Origin of the sequence: Streptomyces sp. SID5469, assembly GCF_009862865.1 — a bacterium.
GTDB lineage: Bacteria > Actinomycetota > Actinomycetes > Streptomycetales > Streptomycetaceae > Streptomyces > Streptomyces avermitilis.
This window is the reverse complement of sequence record NZ_WWIN01000001.1, coordinates 2,000,308-2,019,549: the sequence shown is the minus strand read 5'-3', so window position 1 is coordinate 2,019,549 and position 19,242 is coordinate 2,000,308. Positions and strand designations below refer to the sequence as shown.

Here is a 19,242-nt window from a genome sequence, read left to right as displayed (position 1 = left end):
GCCAGATGGCCATGCCACTGCGCCAGACCATCAAGGTCGCGACGTATCTCGCTGAACAGAAGCTCCGCAAGCGGGAGAAGTTTCCGCTGATCGTGGAGCTGGAACCGCTCTTCGCCTGCAATCTGAAGTGCGAGGGCTGCGGCAAGATCCAGCACCCGGCCGGAGTGCTCAAGCAGCGCATGCCGGTGGCGCAGGCCGTCGGTGCGGTGCTGGAATCCGGTGCGCCGATGGTGTCCATCGCCGGCGGCGAGCCGCTGATGCACCCCCAGATCGACGAGATCGTGCGGCAGCTGGTGGCCAGGAAGAAGTACGTCTTCCTGTGCACCAACGCCATGCTGCTGCGCAAGAAGATGGTCGACTTCACCCCGTCGCCCTACTTCGCGTTCGCCGTGCACATCGACGGCCTGCGTGAGCGGCACGACGAGTCGGTCGCGAAGGAAGGCGTGTTCGACGAGGCGGTGGAGGCCATCAAGGAGGCCAAGAGGCGCGGCTTCCGGGTGACCACCAACTCGACCTTCTTCAATACCGACACCCCCCAGACGATCATCGAGGTGCTCAACTTCCTCAATGACGACCTCGAGGTGGACGAGATGATGATCTCGCCCGCCTACGCCTACGAGAAGGCGCCCGACCAGGAGCATTTTCTCGGCGTGGAGCAGACCCGCGAGCTGTTCAGGAAGGCGTTCGCGGGCGGCAACCGGCGGCGCTGGCGGCTCAACCACTCGCCGCTGTTCCTCGACTTCCTCGAGGGCAAGGTCGACTTCCCGTGCACGGCGTGGGCGATCCCCAACTACTCGCTGTTCGGCTGGCAGAAGCCCTGCTATCTGATGAGCGACGGGTACGTCACGACGTACCGGGAGCTCATCGAGGACACCGACTGGGACGCGTACGGTCGCGGCAAGGACCCGCGCTGCGCCAACTGCATGGCGCACTGCGGCTACGAGCCGACCGCCGTCCTGGCCACGATGGGTTCCCTCAAGGAGTCCCTGCGCGCGGCCCGCGAGACCGTCTCCGGAAACCGCGGGTGACGTCATGACGGCCATTTCCCTGGGCGTCCCCGAAGTGCCCGTCCGTCCGATCGCCGAACGCCGTGTCTCCCGGCAGATCCAGGTCGGACCGCTGGCGGTCGGCGGCACGGCCCCGGTGTCGGTGCAGTCGATGACGACGACGCGTACGTCGGACATCGGCGCCACGCTCCAGCAGATCGCGGAACTCACCGCGTCCGGCTGCCAGATCGTCCGCGTCGCCTGCCCCACGCAGGACGACGCGGACGCCCTCGCGGTCATCGCCCGCAAGTCGCAGATCCCCGTCGTCGCGGACATCCACTTCCAGCCGAAGTACGTGTTCGCGGCGATCGAGGCGGGCTGCGCGGCGGTCCGGGTGAACCCGGGCAACATCAAGCAGTTCGACGACAAGGTCAAGGAGATCGCGCGCGCCGCCAAGGAGCACGGCACGCCGATCCGCATCGGCGTCAACGCGGGCTCGCTCGACCGGCGGCTGCTGGAGAAGTACGGCAAGGCCACCCCCGAGGCGCTCGTCGAGTCGGCGCTGTGGGAGGCGTCGCTCTTCGAGGAGCACGACTTCCGGGACATCAAGATCTCGGTCAAGCACAACGACCCGGTGGTCATGGTCAACGCGTACCGCCAGCTGGCGGCGCAGTGCGACTACCCGCTGCACCTCGGCGTGACCGAGGCCGGCCCCGCCTTCCAGGGCACGATCAAGTCGGCCGTCGCCTTCGGCGCGCTGCTCAGCGAGGGCATCGGCGACACGATCCGCGTCTCGCTGAGCGCGCCCCCCGTCGAGGAGATCAAGGTCGGCATCCAGATCCTGGAGTCGCTGGGCCTCAGGCAGCGGCGCCTGGAGATCGTCTCCTGCCCGTCCTGCGGGCGCGCCCAGGTCGACGTCTACAAGCTGGCCGAGGAGGTCACGGCGGGTCTGGAGGGCATGGAGGTGCCCCTGCGCGTCGCGGTCATGGGCTGCGTCGTCAACGGGCCGGGGGAGGCCCGCGAGGCCGACCTCGGCGTCGCCTCCGGCAACGGCAAGGGACAGATCTTCGTGAAGGGCGAGGTCATCAAGACGGTGCCCGAGTCGAAGATCGTGGAGACCCTGATCGAGGAGGCGATGAAGATCGCCGAGCAGATGGAGCAGAACGGCGTCGCGTCCGGGGAACCGGCCGTCACCGTGAGTTGAGCAGCTACGGACCGAGAGGGGGCCCGACGTGACGATGCTGGAGAACATCCGGGGACCACGCGACCTGAAGGCGCTGTCCGAGGCGGAACTCGGTGAACTGGCCGAAGAGATACGGGAGTTCCTGGTGCATGCGGTCGCCAGGACAGGAGGCCATCTGGGGCCCAATCTGGGGGTGGTGGAACTCTCCGTCGCACTGCACCGGGCCTTCGAGTCACCGGTCGACCGCATCCTGTGGGACACCGGCCACCAGAGCTATGTGCACAAGCTTCTGACTGGGCGGCAGGACTTTTCCAAGCTGCGCAGCAAGGGCGGCCTGTCCGGCTATCCCTCGCGCGAGGAGTCCGAGCACGACGTCATCGAGAACAGCCACGCGTCGACCGTGCTCGGCTGGGCGGACGGGCTCGCCAAGGCCCGCCAGGTGCAGGGCGAGAAGGGGCATGTCGTCGCGGTCATAGGCGACGGCGCGCTGACCGGCGGCATGGCCTGGGAGGCGCTGAACAACATCGCCGCCGCCAAGGACCGCCCGCTGATCATCGTCGTCAACGACAACGAACGTTCGTACTCGCCCACCATCGGCGGCCTCGCCAACCACCTCGCCACGCTCCGCACCACCGACAGCTACGAGAAGGTGCTGGCCTGGGGCAAGGACGTACTGCTGCGCACGCCGGTCGTCGGCAACACCCTCTACGAGTCGCTGCACGGCGCGAAGAAGGGGTTCAAGGACGCGTTCGCGCCGCAGGGCATGTTCGAGGACCTGGGGCTGAAGTACGTAGGGCCGATCGACGGGCACGACATGAAGGCGATGGAATCGGCGTTCAGACGCGCGAAACGTTTCCACGGGCCGGTGCTCATCCACTGCCTGACGGAGAAGGGCCGGGGATACGAGCCCGCGCTCGCCCACGACGAGGACCGTTTCCACACCGTCGGCGTGATGGACCCCCTCACCTGCGAGCCCCTCGCCCCCTCCAACGGCCCTTCCTGGACCTCGGTGTTCGGTGACGAGATCGTCCGGATCGGCGAGGAGCGCGAGGACGTCGTGGCGATCACGGCGGCCATGCTGCACCCGGTGGGGCTGAACAAGTTCGCGGAGAAGTTCCCCGGCCGGGTCTGGGACGTCGGGATCGCCGAGCAGCACGCGGCGGTGTCGGCGGCAGGTCTCGCCACGGGCGGGCTGCATCCGGTCGTAGCGGTGTACGCGACCTTCCTCAACCGCGCCTTCGACCAGCTGTTGATGGATGTCGCGCTGCACCGCTGCGGGGTGACCTTCGTGCTGGACCGGGCCGGGGTCACCGGCGTCGACGGCGCCTCCCACAACGGCATGTGGGACATGTCGATCCTCCAGGTGGTGCCCGGCCTCAGGATCGCCGCACCGCGCGACGCCGACCAGCTGCGGGCCCAGCTGCGGGAGGCGGTGGCGGTCGACGACGCGCCGACGCTGCTGCGTTTCCCGAAGGAGTCCGTGGGGCCCGCGATCCCGGCGGTCGACCATGTGGGCGGCATGGACGTACTGCACCGCTTTCCCGAGTCTCCGCAGGTCCTGCTGGTCGCCGTCGGTGTCATGGCCCCGGTCTGCCTCCAGGCCGCCGAACTGCTCGAGGCGCGGGGCATCGGCTGCACGGTCGTCGACCCGCGCTGGGTCAAGCCCGTCGACCCTTCGCTGCCGGGGCTGGCCGCCGAGCACCGGCTGGTCGCGGTCGTCGAGGACAACAGCCGGGCGGCCGGCGTCGGCGCCGCGGTCGCGCTGGCCCTCTCGGACGCCGAAGTCGACGTGCCGGTACGGCGGTTCGGTATCCCGGAGCAGTTCCTCGCGCACGCCAAGCGCGCCGAGGTGCTGGCCGACATAGGCCTGACGCCCGTCGAGATCGCCGGGCGGATCAGCGCGGGGCTGGCCACCAAGGAAGAGCTGTCCAAGGAGAAACAGGAATGACCATCCCCTCAGGGAAGGCGCCGTCGGAGGGGGCCCCTTCCGGAAACCGGGAGTTCGACCTCGGCGCCCTGCTGGCCGAGCGCGGCGCCGAGCGCTACGAACTGCACGCCAAGTACCTCAATCACCAGCTCCCGCGCATGCTGCACACCATCGGCTTCGACAAGGTGTACGAGCGGGCCGAAGGGGCGCACTTCTGGGACGCGGACGGCAAGGACTACCTGGACATGCTCGCCGGGTTCGGGGTGATGGGCCTGGGCCGCCATCACCCCGTCGTCCGCAAGGCGCTGCACGACGTCCTGGACGCCTCGCTCGCCGACCTCACCCGCTTCGACTGCCAGCCACTGCCCGGACTGCTGGCGGAGAAGCTGCTCACGCACAGCCCGCACCTCGACCGCGTGTTCTTCGGCAACAGCGGCACGGAGGCGGTCGAGACCGCGCTGAAGTTCGCCCGGTACGCCACCGGGAAGCCGCGGATCCTGTACTGCTCGCACGCCTTCCACGGGCTGACCACCGGCTCGCTGTCCGTGAACGGCGAGGACGGCTTCCGCGACGGCTTCGCCCCGCTGCTGCCCGACACCGCCGTCCCACTCGGCGATCTCGACGCCCTGGCGAGGGAGCTGAAGAAGGGCGACGTCGCCGCCCTGATCGTCGAACCGATCCAGGGCAAGGGCGTCCACGAGGCCCCGCCCGGACATCTGCGCGCCGCCCAGGACCTGCTGCAGAGGCACAAGGCGCTGCTCATCGCCGACGAGGTGCAGACCGGCCTCGGGCGCACCGGCGACTTCTACGCCTACCAGCACGAGGAGGGCGTGGAGCCCGACCTGGTCTGTGTGGCCAAGGCGCTGTCGGGCGGCTATGTGCCGGTCGGCGCCACCCTGGGCAAGGAATGGATCTTCAAGAAGGTCTATTCGTCGATGGACCGCGTCCTTGTCCACTCGGCGAGCTTCGGCTCCAACGCGCAGGCCATGGCGGCGGGCCTCGCCGTGCTCTCCGTCATGGAGAACGAGCAGATCGTCGCGAACGCCCGCGCGACCGGAGAACAGCTCAAGTCCCGGCTCGCGGCGCTCGTCGACACGTACGAGCTGCTCAGTGACGTACGGGGCCGGGGTCTGATGATCGGCATCGAGTTCGGGCGGCCCACGTCGCTGAAGCTGCGCAGCCGCTGGACCGTGCTGCAGGCCGCCCGGAAGGGTCTGTTCGCGCAGATGGTCGTCGTCCCGCTGCTGCAACGCCACCGGATCCTCACCCAGGTCTCCGGCGACCACCTGGAGGTGATCAAGCTGATTCCGCCGCTGATCATCGACGAGCGGGACGTGGACCGGTTCGTGGCCGCCTTCACCGCCGTGATGGACGACGCGCACAGCGGCGGCGGCCTGCTGTGGGACTTCGGGAAGACGCTGGTCAAGCAGGCTGTTGCCCAGAGGTAGACGCCGACGTGAAGCGGTAGCCGTCAGGGATTTTGCCTGTGGGGCAAAAGATTTGTCCCACAGGCAAAACTCCGGCTCAATGGAGGTATGAGTTCCTCCGAGTCCGGGCCGGTCGAGGACCTGCCCGCCGTCGCACCACAGCTCCGCGCGCTGCGCCGCCGCGCCTCCCTGACGCTGGAGGTCGCGGCCCGCGCCGCCGGGCTCTCGCCGGCCCATCTCTCCCGGCTGGAGACAGGTCAGCGCCAGCCCTCGCTGCCGATGCTGCTCGCACTCGCTCGTATCTACGGTACGACCGTCTCCGAGCTGCTGGGCGAGACCGTAGGCGACCGGGACGCCGTCGTGCGCGCCGCCGACATGGAGCCGGCCGGAGCGGGTGGCTGGACGTACTGGCAGGCGGGCGCGGGCGGTCGCGCCATGCAGGCGCTGCGCGTGCACGTGCCGTACGGCACCCAGGGCGATGTCGTGCGCGTCCACCCCGGTGAGGAGTGGCTGTACGTCCTGAAGGGGCGGCTGCGGCTGCGCCTCGGCGACACCACACATCTGCTCGGGCCGGGCGACAGCGCGCACTTCGACTCGCTGACCCCGCACCGCCTCGCGGCAGCCGACCACGACGGGGCCGAGCTGCTCTTCCTTCACACCCTGCTGCAGAGCCCCGCCGCCACGCTGTGCCTCGGCCCGGCGACGGGACACCCGACGATGGGAGACACACCATGACAGAACAGCCCGAGTCCAGCCAGAACCGCAGGTCCATGGAGGAGAAGTTCCCGCGCGCGCTGTGGGTCCGGCTCATCATCTACATCGCGGTCGGTCACCTCTTCGCGGGCTTCATCTACCTGCTGTTCGAGCTGGGCGCGAAGTAGCCGGCCGCGCGCCCAGGGGGCGGTCTCAGTCGAGGAGCCGCTCGCGCAGCCGCTCCCGCAGCTCGGGCGTGATCTTCAGCCCCCGCTCCAGATATGTGTCGGTGTCGCCCCAGGTCTCCTCGATCGTCTCGAAGGCCGCCGCCAGGTACTCGGCCCGCGCCTCGAAGAGCGGGCTGAGCAGCTCCATCACCTCGGGGCTGTACGCCTGGGCCGCGCTGCTGGAGCGCCGCACCTTGTAGCGGCGGTGCGGGGCGTTCGACTCCAGGTAGTCGGCGACGATGGCATCGCGCTCCACGCCCACGGCCAGGAGCGCGACAGCTATCGACAGGCCCGCCCGGTCCTTGCCCGCCGCACAGTGCATCAGCGCGGGCACGCTCTCCTCGGCGAGCTCGCGCAGCACGCGCCCGTGCTCGGCCGTGCGCTCCTTGATGATCGTGCGGTAGGAGGTGATCATCCGGTTCGCGGCCTTGCCGTCCGCCAGGAGGCCGCGTAGCTGGTCCAGATCACCGTCACGGACCATCGTCCAGAATTCCGCGCCGTGCGCCGGGTCCGTCAGCGGGAAGTTCAGATTGCGCACGCCCGGCAGCTCGACGTCCGGCCCTTCGAGGCCGATGTCCGCGGCGTTGCGGAAGTCGAAGATCGTGTGCAGGTCGAGGGAGGCGAGGAACGCCGCGTCCTCGTCCGTGGCGTGCGCGAGATGGCCGCTGCGGTACAGCAGCCCGTGCCGCACTCGCCGGCCGTCCACGGTCGGCAGACCGCCCACATCGCGGAAGTTGCGCACTCCGGCCAGCTCGGGCTCGGTGGACGGGACCTGCTGCGTCACGAGGGCTCCTCCTGTTCGGCCCCGTCGAAGCGGCTCGTCGGCGGGCGCTTTCCCGACGATACGACATGGGTTCCTGAGGCAATGAGTTGTCCACAGGCGTTGCCCCCGAGGCCCGGATCCCTTGATGATGTTGATGCTTGAGTACATCTGTTGACATCTGTGGGGGCCTGATGGTTGAGATCGCCGAAGACCGACGTACGTGGCTTCTTTCGGGGCCCACGAGCAGCTACGCCGTGCATCTCACCGAGGGTCACGAACTGCTGCATCTGCACTGGGGCCCGCGGATCGCCCTCGCCGACGCCGAGGCCCTCGCCGCCCTCCCCGCCCCGGGCGGCTCGTCCTTCGAATCGCCGCTGGACGGGCGTGAGGAGTACCCGGTCGAGGGCGGCCCCCGCTTCGTACGCCCGGCGCTGTCCGTGCGCACCGACGAGCGCCGTGGCACCGAGTGGCGCTTCGAGGCGTACGAGACCGAAGGCGACGAGCTGCGGCTGCGGTTCGGCGACTCGGGGCTGGCCGTCACGCTGCACTACCGGATGCGGGACGACGTCGTCGAGCGCTGGGTGACGCTGGCCAACGACGGACCCGCCCTGGAGCTGCTGCGCGCCGACTCCGCCACCTGGACCCTGCCCGAGCGCGACGGCTGGCGGCTGTCCCAGCTGCACGGGCGCTGGGCGGCCGAGTCCCGCCTCGTACGCTCGGACCTCACCTACGGCGAGAAGATCATCGGCAGCCGGCGCGGGCACACCGGGCACCAGCATCTGCCGTGGGTCGCGCTCGATTGCGAGGCGACCGAGGAGAGCGGCGAGGTCTACGGCTGCGCGCTCGGCTGGTCCGGCTCCTGGCGCATCTCGGTGGCCCAACTCTCCGACGCGCGCGTGCAGATCACCGGCGGCGCGGGGTACGACGACTCGGGCCTGCTGCGCCTGGGGCCGGGGGAGTCGTTCACGACGCCCGTCTTCGCGGGGCTGTGGAGCGACGGCGGCTTCGGCGGCGCGAGCCGCGCCTGGCACGCGTACCAGCGGGCGTACGTCATCCCGGACGCGGACCAGGACCGTCCGGTGCTCTTCAATTCCTGGGAGGCCACCACCTTCGACATCTCCGAGGAACAGCAGGGGGCTCTCGCGCGGCGGGCCGCGGCGATGGGGGTCGAGCTGTTCGTGGTCGACGACGGCTGGTTCGGGGCGCGGACCGGCGACCGGGCCGGGCTCGGCGACTGGACGCCCAACCCCGACCGCTTCCCGGCCGGGCTCAAGCCGCTCGCCGACTACGTGCACGCGCTCGGCATGCAGTTCGGCATCTGGGTCGAGCCCGAGATGGTCAACCCGGACAGCGAGCTGTACCGCGCGCACCCGGACTGGGTGCAGTTCCAGCCGGGGCGGACCAGGACGGAATTCCGCAACCAGCTGGTCCTCAACCTCGCGCGCGAGGACGTCCAGCAGTGCCTCTGGGAGCAGCTCGACGGACTGCTGTCCAGCGCCCCCGTCGACTACGTGAAGTGGGACTTCAACCGCTGCTTCACGGACGCCGGCTGGCCTGGGGAGGCATATCCGCAGCGGCTCTGGGTCGATCATGTGCGCGCCCTGTACCGCCTGCTGGACCGGCTGCGGGCCGCGCATCCGGGGGTCGCCTTCGAGTCCTGCTCGGGCGGTGGCGGCCGGATCGACCTGGGCATCATGGCGCGTACGGACCAGGTGTGGACCTCCGACAACACCGACCCGCTCGACCGGCTCGCCATCCAGCACGGATTCAGCCAGATCCACCCCGCCCGGGTCATGGCCGCCTGGGTCACCGACAGCCCGAACACACAGCTCAACGGGCGAGTCAGCACGCTGCGCCTCCGGTTCGTCAGCGCCATGGCGGGAGTGCTCGGGGTCGGCGGCGATCTGGCCGAGTGGAGCGAGCGGGAACTCGTCGAGGCACGGGACTGGGTGAGTCTCTACAAGGAGATCCGGCCCGTCGTGCAGCGCGGGGACCTCTACCGGCTGCGGCCCCCGACGGGCGGGCTGAGCGCCGTGCAGTACGTCCACGGCGACGAGGCCGTCGTCCTCGCCTGGCTCCAGGCCCAGCACTACGGCGAGCCGGTCGCCCCGCTCCGGCTGCGCGGCCTCGACCCGGCAGCCACCTATGAATGCCGTGAAACGGGCGAAGTGCACCGAGGTGCCGTACTGCTGCATCACGGGCTGCGGACGGGGTTGCACGGGGACCTCGATGCGACGGTTGTTCGGCTACGTCGCATTTGAGCGTTCTGTCCCAAATGTAGGCTTCATTCGAACTCGCTCTGAAATGGGGCCTGCTGGGCTGAAGATGCGTGAGCAGCGTCATATCCGTGACGGTGCGTTATCGTCATGTTCACGTAATTCTCCTTTGTTCCAGCCGGTTTGGGAAAGGGGAAGGCCGTGCGTCGACGCAGGGTGACGGGCATTTCGCCCATGGATCAAGAGATGGGGGCACTCGGGAAACCCAACGCTTGTCGCTCCGCGCGGACTTCGTCTACGTTCGCCACCAATCCGGACGGAACGCCGAATCCTGCCGCCGCCCGGAACCCGCACACTCACCCGTGCCCGGCAGGAGCGGGGGACCCACAGGCAACAACGCCTGTTCCGGTCTCCGGAACAGGCTAGGGGTCAAGTCGCGCGCAAGCGCGGCCGGGCATCTCCAGCTCGCACCCGACAGCTCACCTCGCAGGCATCGGAGAGGAATGCACCATGCCCGCGAAGGGTAAGCACCGCCGCCCCAGGTCCCCGCGTTTCACCCGCTCGATCGCCGTCGCCGGAACCGGTGGCGCCGCGCTCGCGCTGCCGCTGATGGGGGCGACCGGCGCCCACGCCGCCACCCCGACGGCGGCCGTCTCCGGAAAGGTCTCCGCAGCCCCCGTTGCCGCGAAGCAGGGGGCCGCCGAGAAGAGCGGCACGAAGACGTATGCGGTGCGGGCGGGTGACTCCCTCTCGAAGATCGCCGACGAGCAGAGCGTCACCGGCGGCTGGAAGAAGCTCTACTCGGACAACCGCTCCGCCATCGGCGGCGACCCGACGCTGATCCACCCCGGTCTGAAGCTGACGATCGGCGCCAAGTCCGCGTCGAGCGCCGCCACGCAGTCGTCCACGGCGACGAAGCCGGCCACGGGGGTGAAGTCCGCCACGGCGAAGACCCCCGCGTCGAAGACGACCACGGCCACCCGGGCCGCGGACACCACCACCGGCGCCGGCTACACCCTGCCGGTCGACGGCGCCACCATCGGTACCGCCTACAAGACCGCGGGCAGCATGTGGTCCAGCGGGTACCACACCGGCGTCGACTTCGTGGTCCCGACCGGCACCACCATCAAGGCCGTCGCCGCGGGCACCGTCGTCTCGGCCGGCTGGGGCGGCGCGTACGGCAACGAGGTCGTCGTCCGGCACGCCGATGGCCAGTACTCGCAGTACGCCCACATGTCCCAGCTCTCCGTCTCCACGGGGCAGAGCGTGGCCGAGGGCCGGCAGCTGGGCCTCTCTGGTGCGACCGGCAATGTCACGGGACCGCACCTGCACTTCGAGATCCGTACGACCCCCTCCTACGGCTCGGACGTGGACCCGGTCGCTTACCTGCGCGCGCACGGCGTCGTCGTCGGCTGACCCGGCTGACCCGGCTGCTTCGCTCCTGAGGCCGGACCCCATCCCGGGGTCCGGCCTTCGGTTTGTCCGGCCTTCGGTCTGTCCTTTCGGTGTCCGGGCCTTCGGTCTGTCCGGGCCCGCCGCGGATGCGTGACCGGCCCCATGGCCGTGGCGGGTTCATGATCGGCGCATTGCGGTCGTGTGGCACGCGCGGGCAAGGCATCGACAGGTGGGTGTCGGTGGCACCAGAGTGACCTGCGCAAGCGCTTTCTGCCGCTTACGGAGGTCCCCGTGCCCGCGTCGACCGACGCACCGTCATCAAGGGCGCCGCAGTCGCAGCCGCGGCCGCCACCGCCCAGTTCTCCTGGGCCCTCGCCGACACCACGTGGGATGTGCCGGCGGCGCCGAAGGCGGAGAAGTGCACGGCGAGTGCCGAAGCCCGCCCTCACCACCACTGAAGGAGCCGCTTCCCATGACCACCACACGTAGAGCCTTCGGAGCCCTGGCCACCGGTGCCGCGCTGGCCGCGCTCGCCCCCGCCACGGCCGCGAGCGCCTCGCCGCACCACCGCGGGGGCCGGCTGATCGCCCACGACGACTTCCGGCACGGACTCGGCCGGTGGGCCACCGAACTCCAGGACGGCGGCACGGTCACCGCGGCCCGCGGCGTCCTGGAGATCGACGTGCCGAGCGGTGCCACGGTCTGGTTCAGGAAGCGGCTGGAAGGCCCGTACGTCATCGAGTACACGGCCACACCCGTCGATGCGGGGGGCGCCAACGACCGGGTCTCCGACCTCAACAACTTCTGGAACGCCGTCGACGTACGCTCCCCGGACGACCTCTTCGCCACCCCGCGGGGCGGCGCGCTCGCGGAGTACGACCACCTCAAGACGTACTACGTCGGGTACGGCGCCAACGCGAACACCACCACGCGGCTGCGCCGTTACGTCGGCGAGGCGGGCGTCCGGCCGCTGCTGTACGACTACACGCAACCGCTGCTCACGGCGAACGAGCCGAACCGCGTCCGGATCGTCTCGGACGGCTCCACCGTCCAGTGGTGGAACAACGGGCGGCCGGTCTTCGACCACAGCGACCCGGAGCCGTACACGAGCGGGCACTTCGCGTTCCGGACCACATGGAGCCACTTCCGGATCACGGGCTTCCGGGTGTGGCGGCTGTACAACCACGCCTGAGAGGCTGTTATTCCGCCGTTGACCCATACTTTATGAGTGGCTTATCTCACCACACGTCAACCCCTTCTTACGGTCGCGTAGCTCACAGCGGTAGGTGAATCATGGGCCGATGTGGCAGACGATTCGAAGAGTGACAACAGATCAGTGATCGGGTCGTACGTGGCGGTGGGGGACAGCTTCACCGAGGGCGTCGGCGACCCCGGTCCTGACGGGGCCTTCGTCGGTTGGGCCGACCGGTTCGCGGTACTTCTCGCGGACCGGCGGCCCGAGGGCGAATTCAACTACACCAATCTCGCCGTACGCGGCAAACTGCTCGACCAGATCGTCGAGGACCAGCTCCAGCGGGCCAAGGAGCTCGCGCCGGACATGGTCTCCTTCTGCGCGGGCGGCAACGACATCATCCGGCCCGGCACCGACCCCGACGAGGTCGCCGAGCGCTTCGAGCGCGCCGTCGCCGACCTCACCGCCGCCGTGGGCACCGTCCTGGTGACCACCGGCTTCGACACCCGAACCATGCCCGTGCTGAAGCATCTGCGCGGCAAGATCGCCACGTACAACGGGCACGTACGTGCCATCGCCGACCGGTACGGCTGCCCGGTCCTCGACCTGTGGTCCCTCAAGACCATCCAGGACCGGCGGGCCTGGGACAACGACCGGCTGCATCTGTCGCCCGAGGGGCACACCCGGGTCGCGCTGCGGGCAGGTCAGGTGCTCGGCCTCGACATCCCGGCCGATCCGGACCAGCCCTGGCCGCCGCTGCCGCCCCGCGGCACGTTCGAGGTGCGGCGCGACGACATCCACTGGGCACGCGAGTACCTGGTGCCGTGGATCGGGCGCAGGCTGCGCGGGGAGTCCTCCGGCGACCATGTCGCGGCGAAGGGGAGCCTGTCGCCGGACGACATCAAGATGCGGATCGCGGCGGCCGTCTGACGGCTCGCACGCGGTGTGCGCCGGGCACGGCCCGGGCCGAACGGCCCGGGCCGTGCCCGTGCCTGCGTTGAGGGCCGCTCAGCGTGTCGCCGCCGTCAACGCCGCGCGCTCCAGGCCCAGTTCACGCGCGAGCGCGTCGTCCACCCACTCCTGCGTGCGCGCCCGGGACACCGCGCCCGAGTACGCCGTCATCTGTACGGCGAGCCCGTCCAGCAGCGCGGTCAGCCGCAGCGCGGCGCCGGTGGGGTCCGGACAGCGGAACTCGCCCCCGGCCACGCCCTCCGCGATGACCTCCGTGATCGCGGCCTTCCACTGCCGGTCGAGATCCTGGGTGACCTCCCGCAGCGCGGGCTCACGCAGCGCCACGGCCCAGCCCTCGATCCACAGCCGCCAGCCCTTGGCCTGCCCGGTCGGCGCGTACCAGCGCACCGCGGTCCGCAGCCGGCGCAGCGCCGACGTCCGGCGGCCGAGCAGCTTGCGCAGATGGGCGAGATCGTCCTCGGCGGCATGGGCGAAGGCCTCGGCGACCAGCTTCTCCTTGGTCGAGAAGTGGTACAGCACCAGCGCGTTGCTCACCCCGAGCGCCGCCGCGACATCGGCGATCCGTACCGCCGCCACGCCCCGCGCCTCGATCTGCTCGATCGCCGCCCGCAGTAGTTCCTCGCGCCGCTCCGCCACGCTCAACCGCACTCTCGCCACGCGGCAACCCTACACAGCGGCCATGGCCGCCCACCGTGACAGGCGCCTGCGGGCCGGCAGTCGGGCCGTGCCCCGTGACGGGGCGTCGGCGACGGTCGTCAGCGGTACCACCCGAACCGTTCCGCGATCACCGGCAGCCGGTCGGCGACGATCGCGTGCGCGGCGGCGCGCGGTGTCGTTCCGTCGGCCTCCGCGCGGGCCAGCATCAGGTCGGTCAGCGCGCGCATGGAACGGCGCGTGCGGGCGAACGCCTCGTCCGCGTCGGCGTCGATGTCGCCGAACAGGGTCCACCACCACCATGCGTTCGTCCCGGAGTTGACGACGACGTCGGGCAGTACGGTGATCCCGCGTTCGGTGAGCAGTGCCTCCGCTTCGGGCAGTACGGGCATGTTGGCCGCCTCGACGATCCACCGGGCGCCGATCCGCCGCTGGTTCGTGGTGTCGACGACGTACGACACGGCCGCCGGCACCAGCACCTCGGCTTCGACGGACAGCCAGGCCTCGCCCGGCAGCTCCCGGTCGCCGGGGCGCAGCGCGGAGCGGTCGACCGTCCCGTACGCGTCGCGGGCCGCGAGCAGCGCCTCGACGTCGAGGCCCTCGGGGTTCGCGATCGTGCCCTTGACGTCGGCGACGGCGACGATCGTGAGCCCCGCGCGCGCGAGGAACCGCGCGGTCGCCCCGCCCATGGTGCCCAGTCCCTGCACGGCGACCCGCGTACCCGCGTACGGCACGGCGGCCCGGTCCAGGGCGGCCAGCAGGGACTCGGCGACCCCGCACCCGCCGACCAGCTCGTCGAGCCCGATCCCGTCCACCTCGACCGCGAAGGCGTCCGCGAGCCGCTTGCGCGCCGTGGCCTCGTCGTCGAGCAGGGGATACACGGCCTGAATGGACGAGACGAGCCCCGCCTCGGCCGCGGCCCGGTCGACGAGGTCCTGGGTGAGGCCGAGGTCCTCGCCGGTGGTCCAGCAGCTCTCGATGTACGGCCGCATGGCGCGCAGATAGCGCACGAGCAGGCCGTACGCCTCCGGCGAGCGCGGATCGCAGTCGATACCGCCCTTGGCGCCGCCCAGGGGGATGTAGCGGCCCTCGGGGTTGTAATGCAGGGCCTCCTTCATGGTCATGCCGCGGGCGAGCCCGGCGACCTCGTCCAGGGTGCAGCCCGGGCGCATCCGCAGTCCGCCGCTGGAGACTCCCCGCACGAGGCGGTCCACGACGAGGTACCCCTGCCGTCCGGTGACGTGGTCGGTCCACGCGAGCGTCATCAAGGGGGCGGTCATCGGGGCTCCTCGGGGAGGGGATCGGCGTCGGGCCGGGGAGCGGCGAGCGCCTCGGCGGGGGCGTCGACGACCTCACCCGGCCCGCACGCGCGCGCCGTCCAGGGCGGTCGGCAGGCCGGGGACGGGCAGGGCCGCTACTGAACTGTCAGTCAGTATCCGAAGAGGTGTCGGAGTCTGTCAATCTTGCCGCACGGCCCGGGGGGACGCCGTCCGCTCCTCGGCGCTCGGCACGTCGCAGGAGTCCTTGAAGCCCTGGCTTGTCAGCCCCAGCGCCGAATTGATGCGCGAACGCAGGTTCTCCACCGCCACCATCGCCGTCAGTTCGACGAAGGCCGGCTCGCCGAGCCGGTCGACGAGGCGGGCGGCGAGGTCGTCCTCCACGGCGGGCGGGGTGAGGGTCATCGCCTCGGCGTACTCCATGACGTCCCGCTCCAGGGGGGTGTACGCCGCACTGTCGCGCCACGACGGTACGTCGAGCAGCTTCTCCCGGGCCATCCCGCGCTCCCTGCTCACCCAGTAGCCGAAGTCCATGCACCAGGCGCAGCCGATCGTCGCGGCCGCCGTCATCTCGGCGAGCGCCTTCAGATCCGGGTCGAGCCGGTTCCACTTGGCCACCGACTGCTCGAAGCGCAGGTCCGCCCACAGCACGCGCGGATGGTGGGCGAGTGCCTTGCCGGGATCGAGGACCTTGCCGTACGTCCGCTTCGAATACCACTCCACGATGCGGAAGAAGAACGTGCGCCGCGGGGTTAGGGAGACACGGGCCACGGGGGCCACCTCCAGTACGTCGTCCGGGGCACTCCTGAGCGGGTGCCCTCGTTGGTACGACGGACGGGGCGTGGCGGATGTGACATCCAGGCCCGAACGACGCGCTGTGTGCCGGGACATCGCGCTGTGACACGCTCGACCCGGCGCTGTCAGAGGGGCCGACCATAATGGAAGGCCTGACCGACTCCACATGGAGGTGCCGTGACCGGTTTCCGTCTCCCGAGCTCCGGGCTCCGCGCAGTGCGGCCCGCCGCCTTCGGCGCGGATCCGAGCGGTGAGCGCCTGGAGCGCATCCGCAGATCACCCAATTTCGTGGACGGCTCCTTCGTGAACCCGGAGGGCACCCGCACCCGCCCCGCCGGCGGCTCCACGCTGGAGCTGGCGAAGGTGTTCCTCCGCAAGGAGGAGCGCACCCGCCGCTCCCCGGCCGGCACGGTCCCGGTGCACCCCACGACCTTCGCCGACCTCGCCAGGCCTCCGGCGAGCGGACTGCGGCTGACCTGGATGGGGCACTCCAGCGTGCTCGCCGAGATCGACGGCCACCGGGTGCTCTTCGACCCGGTCTGGGGCGAGCGCTGTTCCCCGTTCGACTTCGTCGGGCCCAAGCGGCTGCACCCCGTGCCGCTGCCGCTGGCCGCCCTCGGCCCGGTCGACGTCGTCGTCATCTCCCACGACCACTACGACCACCTGGACCTGCCCACGATCAAGGCCCTGGCCGGTACGGACACGGTCTTCGCGGTGCCGCTCGGCGTCGGCGCCCACCTGGAGCACTGGGGCGTCTCCCCGGACCGGCTGCGCGAGCTGGACTGGAACGAGTCGACGAAGGTGGGCGGCATCTCCCTGACCGCCACCCCCGCCCGTCACTTCTGCGGCCGCGGCCTGCGCAACGTCCAGCACACCCTCTGGGCCTCCTGGGCCGTCGCGGGCGACACCCACCGGATCTACCACAGCGGTGACACGGGTTACTTCGGAGGCTTCAAGGACATCGGTGCCGAACACGGCCCGTTCGACGCCACGATGATCCAGATCGGCGCGTTCAGTGAGTTCTGGCCCGACATTCATATGACCCCCGAGGAGGGCATGCGCGCCCACCTCGACCTTCAGGGCGGCCGGCCCGGCGGAGTGATGCTGCCGATCCACTGGGCGACGTTCAACCTGGCGCCGCACCCGTGGGTCGAGCCCGGCGAGGGGACGATCACCGCCGCCCGCGCGGCCGGCGCGCGCATCGCCCTGCCCCGCCCCGGCGAGCCCTTCGAACCCACGGCCGAGACCGTGCCGTCCGAGCCCTGGTGGCGCGGTGTGGCCGTTACCCCGCAGGGCGGGTGGCCCGCCGTCGGGCCGATCCCGGGCGATACGCCGCGTGACATCCCCGAGGGCGCCGTGGAGGGCACCGGAGAGCCGGAGACCGTCGCCGCGGGCTGAGTCACCGGCTCCGCGGGCTGGAAATCCGATCGACGGCGAGGGCCGAGGAGCACAGTGCTCCTCGGCCCTCGCCGTCTGCTCAAGACCGCTTCTGATCAGCTCTGATCGTTTTGGTACGTCAGGGGAACGTGGGTCGGGCGGGGTTATCGGTCTGCTGTGCGACGCCTCATACCAGAGCGGGACGCTTGCCATGGGACTTTGTCAACTGCCCACCGCACATGATGCGTTGCCGACTACTGTCAGTTGCCGTCGGGCGACGCAGGGCCGTTTTTTTCGGCTCTCTCGACCGACGCCGCGATGGCGCATGCCCGAGTCGCGCTGATCCGCGGGAGCCCACGCTCCCGACGCACCCAGTACGAGGACTCCGATGTCTCACCTCCGCGCACCGGCCGCACGCGCAGACCGCCGTGAGGGCGGGCGGCACGGACGGCCGGTCGCCCGCACCGTCCCCTCGCTGCCCGAGACCCACATACGGCCCCAGTTGCTGCGCCTGGCGGTACTGCCGCCCATCGCGGTGGCCCTCAGTGGCTGCGCCGCCGTGCTCTTCACCGTCCGCTCCACCGGCGCCCGGCCCGATCTCACCCTGTGGGCCGTGCTCGCCGGAGCCTTCGGCGTGGCCCTCGCGGGCATCGTGATCGCCGCCGTGGCCGCCGACCGCGCCGCCAGGTCCGTACGCGACCGCCTCGGCGCCCTGCGCGCCGACGGCGCCCGCGGCGAGGCCGAGCTGCGCGCGCTCGTCGAGACGCTGCGCCGTGGCGAGGCGCCGCCCGTCCGCGCCCCCCGTGCGGCGCCCGCGGCGGACGCCGACGAGTTCGAGCTGGTCGCGGCCGAGCTGGCGCGCGCCCACGACGGCGCCGTCACCGCCGTCGTGCAGGCCGCGCAGCTCTCCAGCCAGGCGGGCAGCGAACAGAAGGTCGAGGTCTTCGTCAATCTCGCCCGGCGCCTCCAGTCGCTCGTGCACCGCGAGATCTCGATCCTCGACGAGCTGGAGAACGAGATCGAGGACCCGGACCTGCTCAAGGGCCTCTTCCACGTCGACCACCTCGCCACCCGCATCCGGCGCCACGCCGAGAACCTCGCCGTGCTCGGCGGCGCCGTCTCGCGCCGGCAGTGGAGCAAGCCCGTCTCCATGACGGAGGTGCTGCGCTCCGCGATCGCCGAGGTCGAGCAGTACTCGCGGGTCAAGCTGGTGCCGCCGATCGACGGCACTCTGCGCGGGCACGCCGTCGCCGACGTCATCCATCTGCTGGCCGAACTCGTCGAGAACGCCACGGTGTTCTCGGCCCCGCACACCCAGGTGCTGCTGCGCGTCAACCTCGTCACCTCGGGGCTCGCCGTCGAGGTCGAGGACCGCGGCCTCGGCATGCCGCTCAGCGAACAGAACAAGATGAACACCCTGCTCACCGACCCCGACCAGGTGAACGTCGCCAGCCTGCTCCAGGACGGCCGCATCGGCCTGTTCGTGGTCTCGCAGCTCGCGCGCCGGCACGGCATCCACGTGCGGCTGCAGAGCAACATCTACGGCGGCGTCCAGGCGGTGCTCGTCGTACCGCAGGAACTGCTGGGCGCGGTGCCCGGCGGACCCGGTGAAGCACCGCGGACGCTGCCCCAGGGCATGAACGGCGGGGCGGCCGCGCAGGCGGTGACCGGAGGCGGACAGCAGACGCAGTCACGGACTCCGCAGGCCCCGGGGACCCTCCAGACCCCGCAGAATCCGCCGCCGGGCCCAGGAGCACATCGCGCCCCAACTCCGCGACGGCCCCCCGCCGTTGCCCCGCCAGGACGCCGGCCGGTACATCGGACACGACCCCGGCCTGATGGCGGCGTTCCAACGCGGCATCGGACTCGCCGAGGCGCAGCAGCAGTTGGAGACGGTCCCGTCGGCGCCGGACGCGGCCCCCGAGCCGTACAGGGCCCATGAGCCGTACCCGGCCCCCGAGTCGTACACCGCCCCCGAGCCGTACGCGACTCCGGAGCCGACGGGCATCGGCGTGCCCCACATCAACACGCCCATGGAACCCGTCCCTCCCATGGATCCGGCACACATAGCCGAGGCGCACGCGGGTCACGCGCCCGCGCCCGGACATGACCTCACCCCCCGGCACGACGGGAGCGCACCCGCCGGATGAACACCCCA

General features: G+C 70.7%; 15 protein-coding genes, 1 pseudogene and 1 riboswitch. Of the genes and pseudogenes, 12 read left to right on the top strand and 4 right to left on the bottom strand.

Features of this window, described 5'->3' with window-relative positions; translation table 11 throughout:
* The first annotated feature begins 5 nt into the window (after nucleotides 1-5).
* From hpnH to GTY58_RS08700, 6 genes are all read left to right on the top strand, one after another.
* Nucleotides 6-1,028, top strand: coding sequence for an adenosyl-hopene transferase HpnH (gene hpnH, locus GTY58_RS08725; protein ID WP_010983087.1), 1,023 nt, complete (start codon nucleotides 6-8; stop codon nucleotides 1,026-1,028).
* A gap of 4 nt (nucleotides 1,029-1,032) precedes the next feature.
* The gene (gene ispG / locus GTY58_RS08720; RefSeq protein WP_010983086.1) at nucleotides 1,033-2,190 is read left to right on the top strand and encodes a flavodoxin-dependent (E)-4-hydroxy-3-methylbut-2-enyl-diphosphate synthase; all 1,158 of its coding nucleotides are present in this window, start codon (nucleotides 1,033-1,035) and stop codon (nucleotides 2,188-2,190) included.
* A 28-nt stretch (nucleotides 2,191-2,218) separates the two neighbouring features.
* Nucleotides 2,219-4,117: a 1-deoxy-D-xylulose-5-phosphate synthase gene (dxs, locus tag GTY58_RS08715; RefSeq protein ID WP_010983085.1), complete on the top strand. Its 1,899-nt coding sequence runs from the start codon at nucleotides 2,219-2,221 to the stop codon at nucleotides 4,115-4,117.
* A complete protein-coding gene (locus tag GTY58_RS08710; RefSeq protein ID WP_010983084.1) occupies nucleotides 4,114-5,544 on the top strand; it encodes an aspartate aminotransferase family protein in 1,431 nt (476 codons plus the stop codon). The genes dxs and GTY58_RS08710 overlap by 4 nt, the downstream gene beginning before the upstream one ends.
* 87 nt (nucleotides 5,545-5,631) lie before the next feature.
* Nucleotides 5,632-6,258, top strand: a complete 627-nt coding sequence (locus tag GTY58_RS08705; protein ID WP_010983083.1) for an XRE family transcriptional regulator — start codon at nucleotides 5,632-5,634, stop codon at nucleotides 6,256-6,258.
* Nucleotides 6,259-6,293: 35 nt separating this feature from the next.
* A complete protein-coding gene (locus tag GTY58_RS08700; protein WP_037646182.1) occupies nucleotides 6,294-6,404 on the top strand; it encodes a DUF6126 family protein in 111 nt (36 codons plus the stop codon).
* A 25-nt stretch (nucleotides 6,405-6,429) separates the two neighbouring features.
* Here GTY58_RS08700 and GTY58_RS08695 read toward each other — a convergent pair whose 3' ends face one another.
* Entirely contained in the window at nucleotides 6,430-7,227 is a 798-nt protein-coding gene (locus tag GTY58_RS08695) for a tyrosine-protein phosphatase (protein WP_010983081.1), read from the bottom strand.
* A 170-nt stretch (nucleotides 7,228-7,397) separates the two neighbouring features.
* Here GTY58_RS08695 and GTY58_RS08690 point away from each other — a divergent pair, with 170 nt between their 5' ends.
* The 4 genes from GTY58_RS08690 to GTY58_RS08675 all read left to right on the top strand — a co-directional run bounded on the left by GTY58_RS08690 (nucleotide 7,398) and on the right by GTY58_RS08675 (nucleotide 12,939).
* Nucleotides 7,398-9,467: an alpha-galactosidase gene (locus GTY58_RS08690; protein WP_037645890.1), complete on the top strand. Its 2,070-nt coding sequence runs from the start codon at nucleotides 7,398-7,400 to the stop codon at nucleotides 9,465-9,467.
* Between the two features lie 302 nt (nucleotides 9,468-9,769).
* Nucleotides 9,770-9,928: riboswitch (cyclic di-AMP (ydaO/yuaA leader) on the top strand.
* A 4-nt stretch (nucleotides 9,929-9,932) separates the two neighbouring features.
* Complete coding sequence (locus tag GTY58_RS08685) at nucleotides 9,933-10,838, top strand: LysM peptidoglycan-binding domain-containing M23 family metallopeptidase (RefSeq protein WP_010983079.1); 906 nt, start codon at nucleotides 9,933-9,935, stop codon at nucleotides 10,836-10,838.
* A 451-nt stretch (nucleotides 10,839-11,289) separates the two neighbouring features.
* Nucleotides 11,290-12,009 carry a DUF6250 domain-containing protein gene (locus GTY58_RS08680; RefSeq protein WP_010983078.1) on the top strand — a complete coding sequence of 240 codons (720 nt, stop codon included), beginning with the start codon at nucleotides 11,290-11,292 and terminating at the stop codon, nucleotides 12,007-12,009.
* A gap of 144 nt (nucleotides 12,010-12,153) precedes the next feature.
* Nucleotides 12,154-12,939 carry an SGNH/GDSL hydrolase family protein gene (locus GTY58_RS08675; protein WP_010983077.1) on the top strand — a complete coding sequence of 262 codons (786 nt, stop codon included), beginning with the start codon at nucleotides 12,154-12,156 and terminating at the stop codon, nucleotides 12,937-12,939.
* A gap of 78 nt (nucleotides 12,940-13,017) precedes the next feature.
* Here GTY58_RS08675 and GTY58_RS08670 read toward each other — a convergent pair whose 3' ends face one another.
* From GTY58_RS08670 to GTY58_RS08660, 3 genes are all read right to left on the bottom strand, one after another.
* Nucleotides 13,018-13,638, bottom strand: a complete 621-nt coding sequence (locus GTY58_RS08670; RefSeq protein WP_010983076.1) for a TetR/AcrR family transcriptional regulator — start codon at nucleotides 13,636-13,638, stop codon at nucleotides 13,018-13,020.
* A gap of 98 nt (nucleotides 13,639-13,736) precedes the next feature.
* Complete coding sequence (locus GTY58_RS08665; RefSeq protein WP_010983075.1) at nucleotides 13,737-14,915, bottom strand: glutamate dehydrogenase; 1,179 nt, start codon at nucleotides 14,913-14,915, stop codon at nucleotides 13,737-13,739.
* A 177-nt stretch (nucleotides 14,916-15,092) separates the two neighbouring features.
* Nucleotides 15,093-15,683 carry a carboxymuconolactone decarboxylase family protein gene (locus GTY58_RS08660; protein ID WP_037645892.1) on the bottom strand — a complete coding sequence of 197 codons (591 nt, stop codon included), beginning with the start codon at nucleotides 15,681-15,683 and terminating at the stop codon, nucleotides 15,093-15,095.
* Nucleotides 15,684-15,884: 201 nt separating this feature from the next.
* Here GTY58_RS08660 and GTY58_RS08655 point away from each other — a divergent pair, with 201 nt between their 5' ends.
* Nucleotides 15,885-17,105, top strand: coding sequence for an MBL fold metallo-hydrolase (locus GTY58_RS08655; RefSeq protein WP_010983073.1), 1,221 nt, complete (start codon nucleotides 15,885-15,887; stop codon nucleotides 17,103-17,105).
* 367 nt (nucleotides 17,106-17,472) lie between these two features.
* A pseudogene (locus GTY58_RS08650) lies at nucleotides 17,473-19,234 on the top strand (ATP-binding protein).
* Nucleotides 19,235-19,242: the final 8 nt, after the last annotated feature.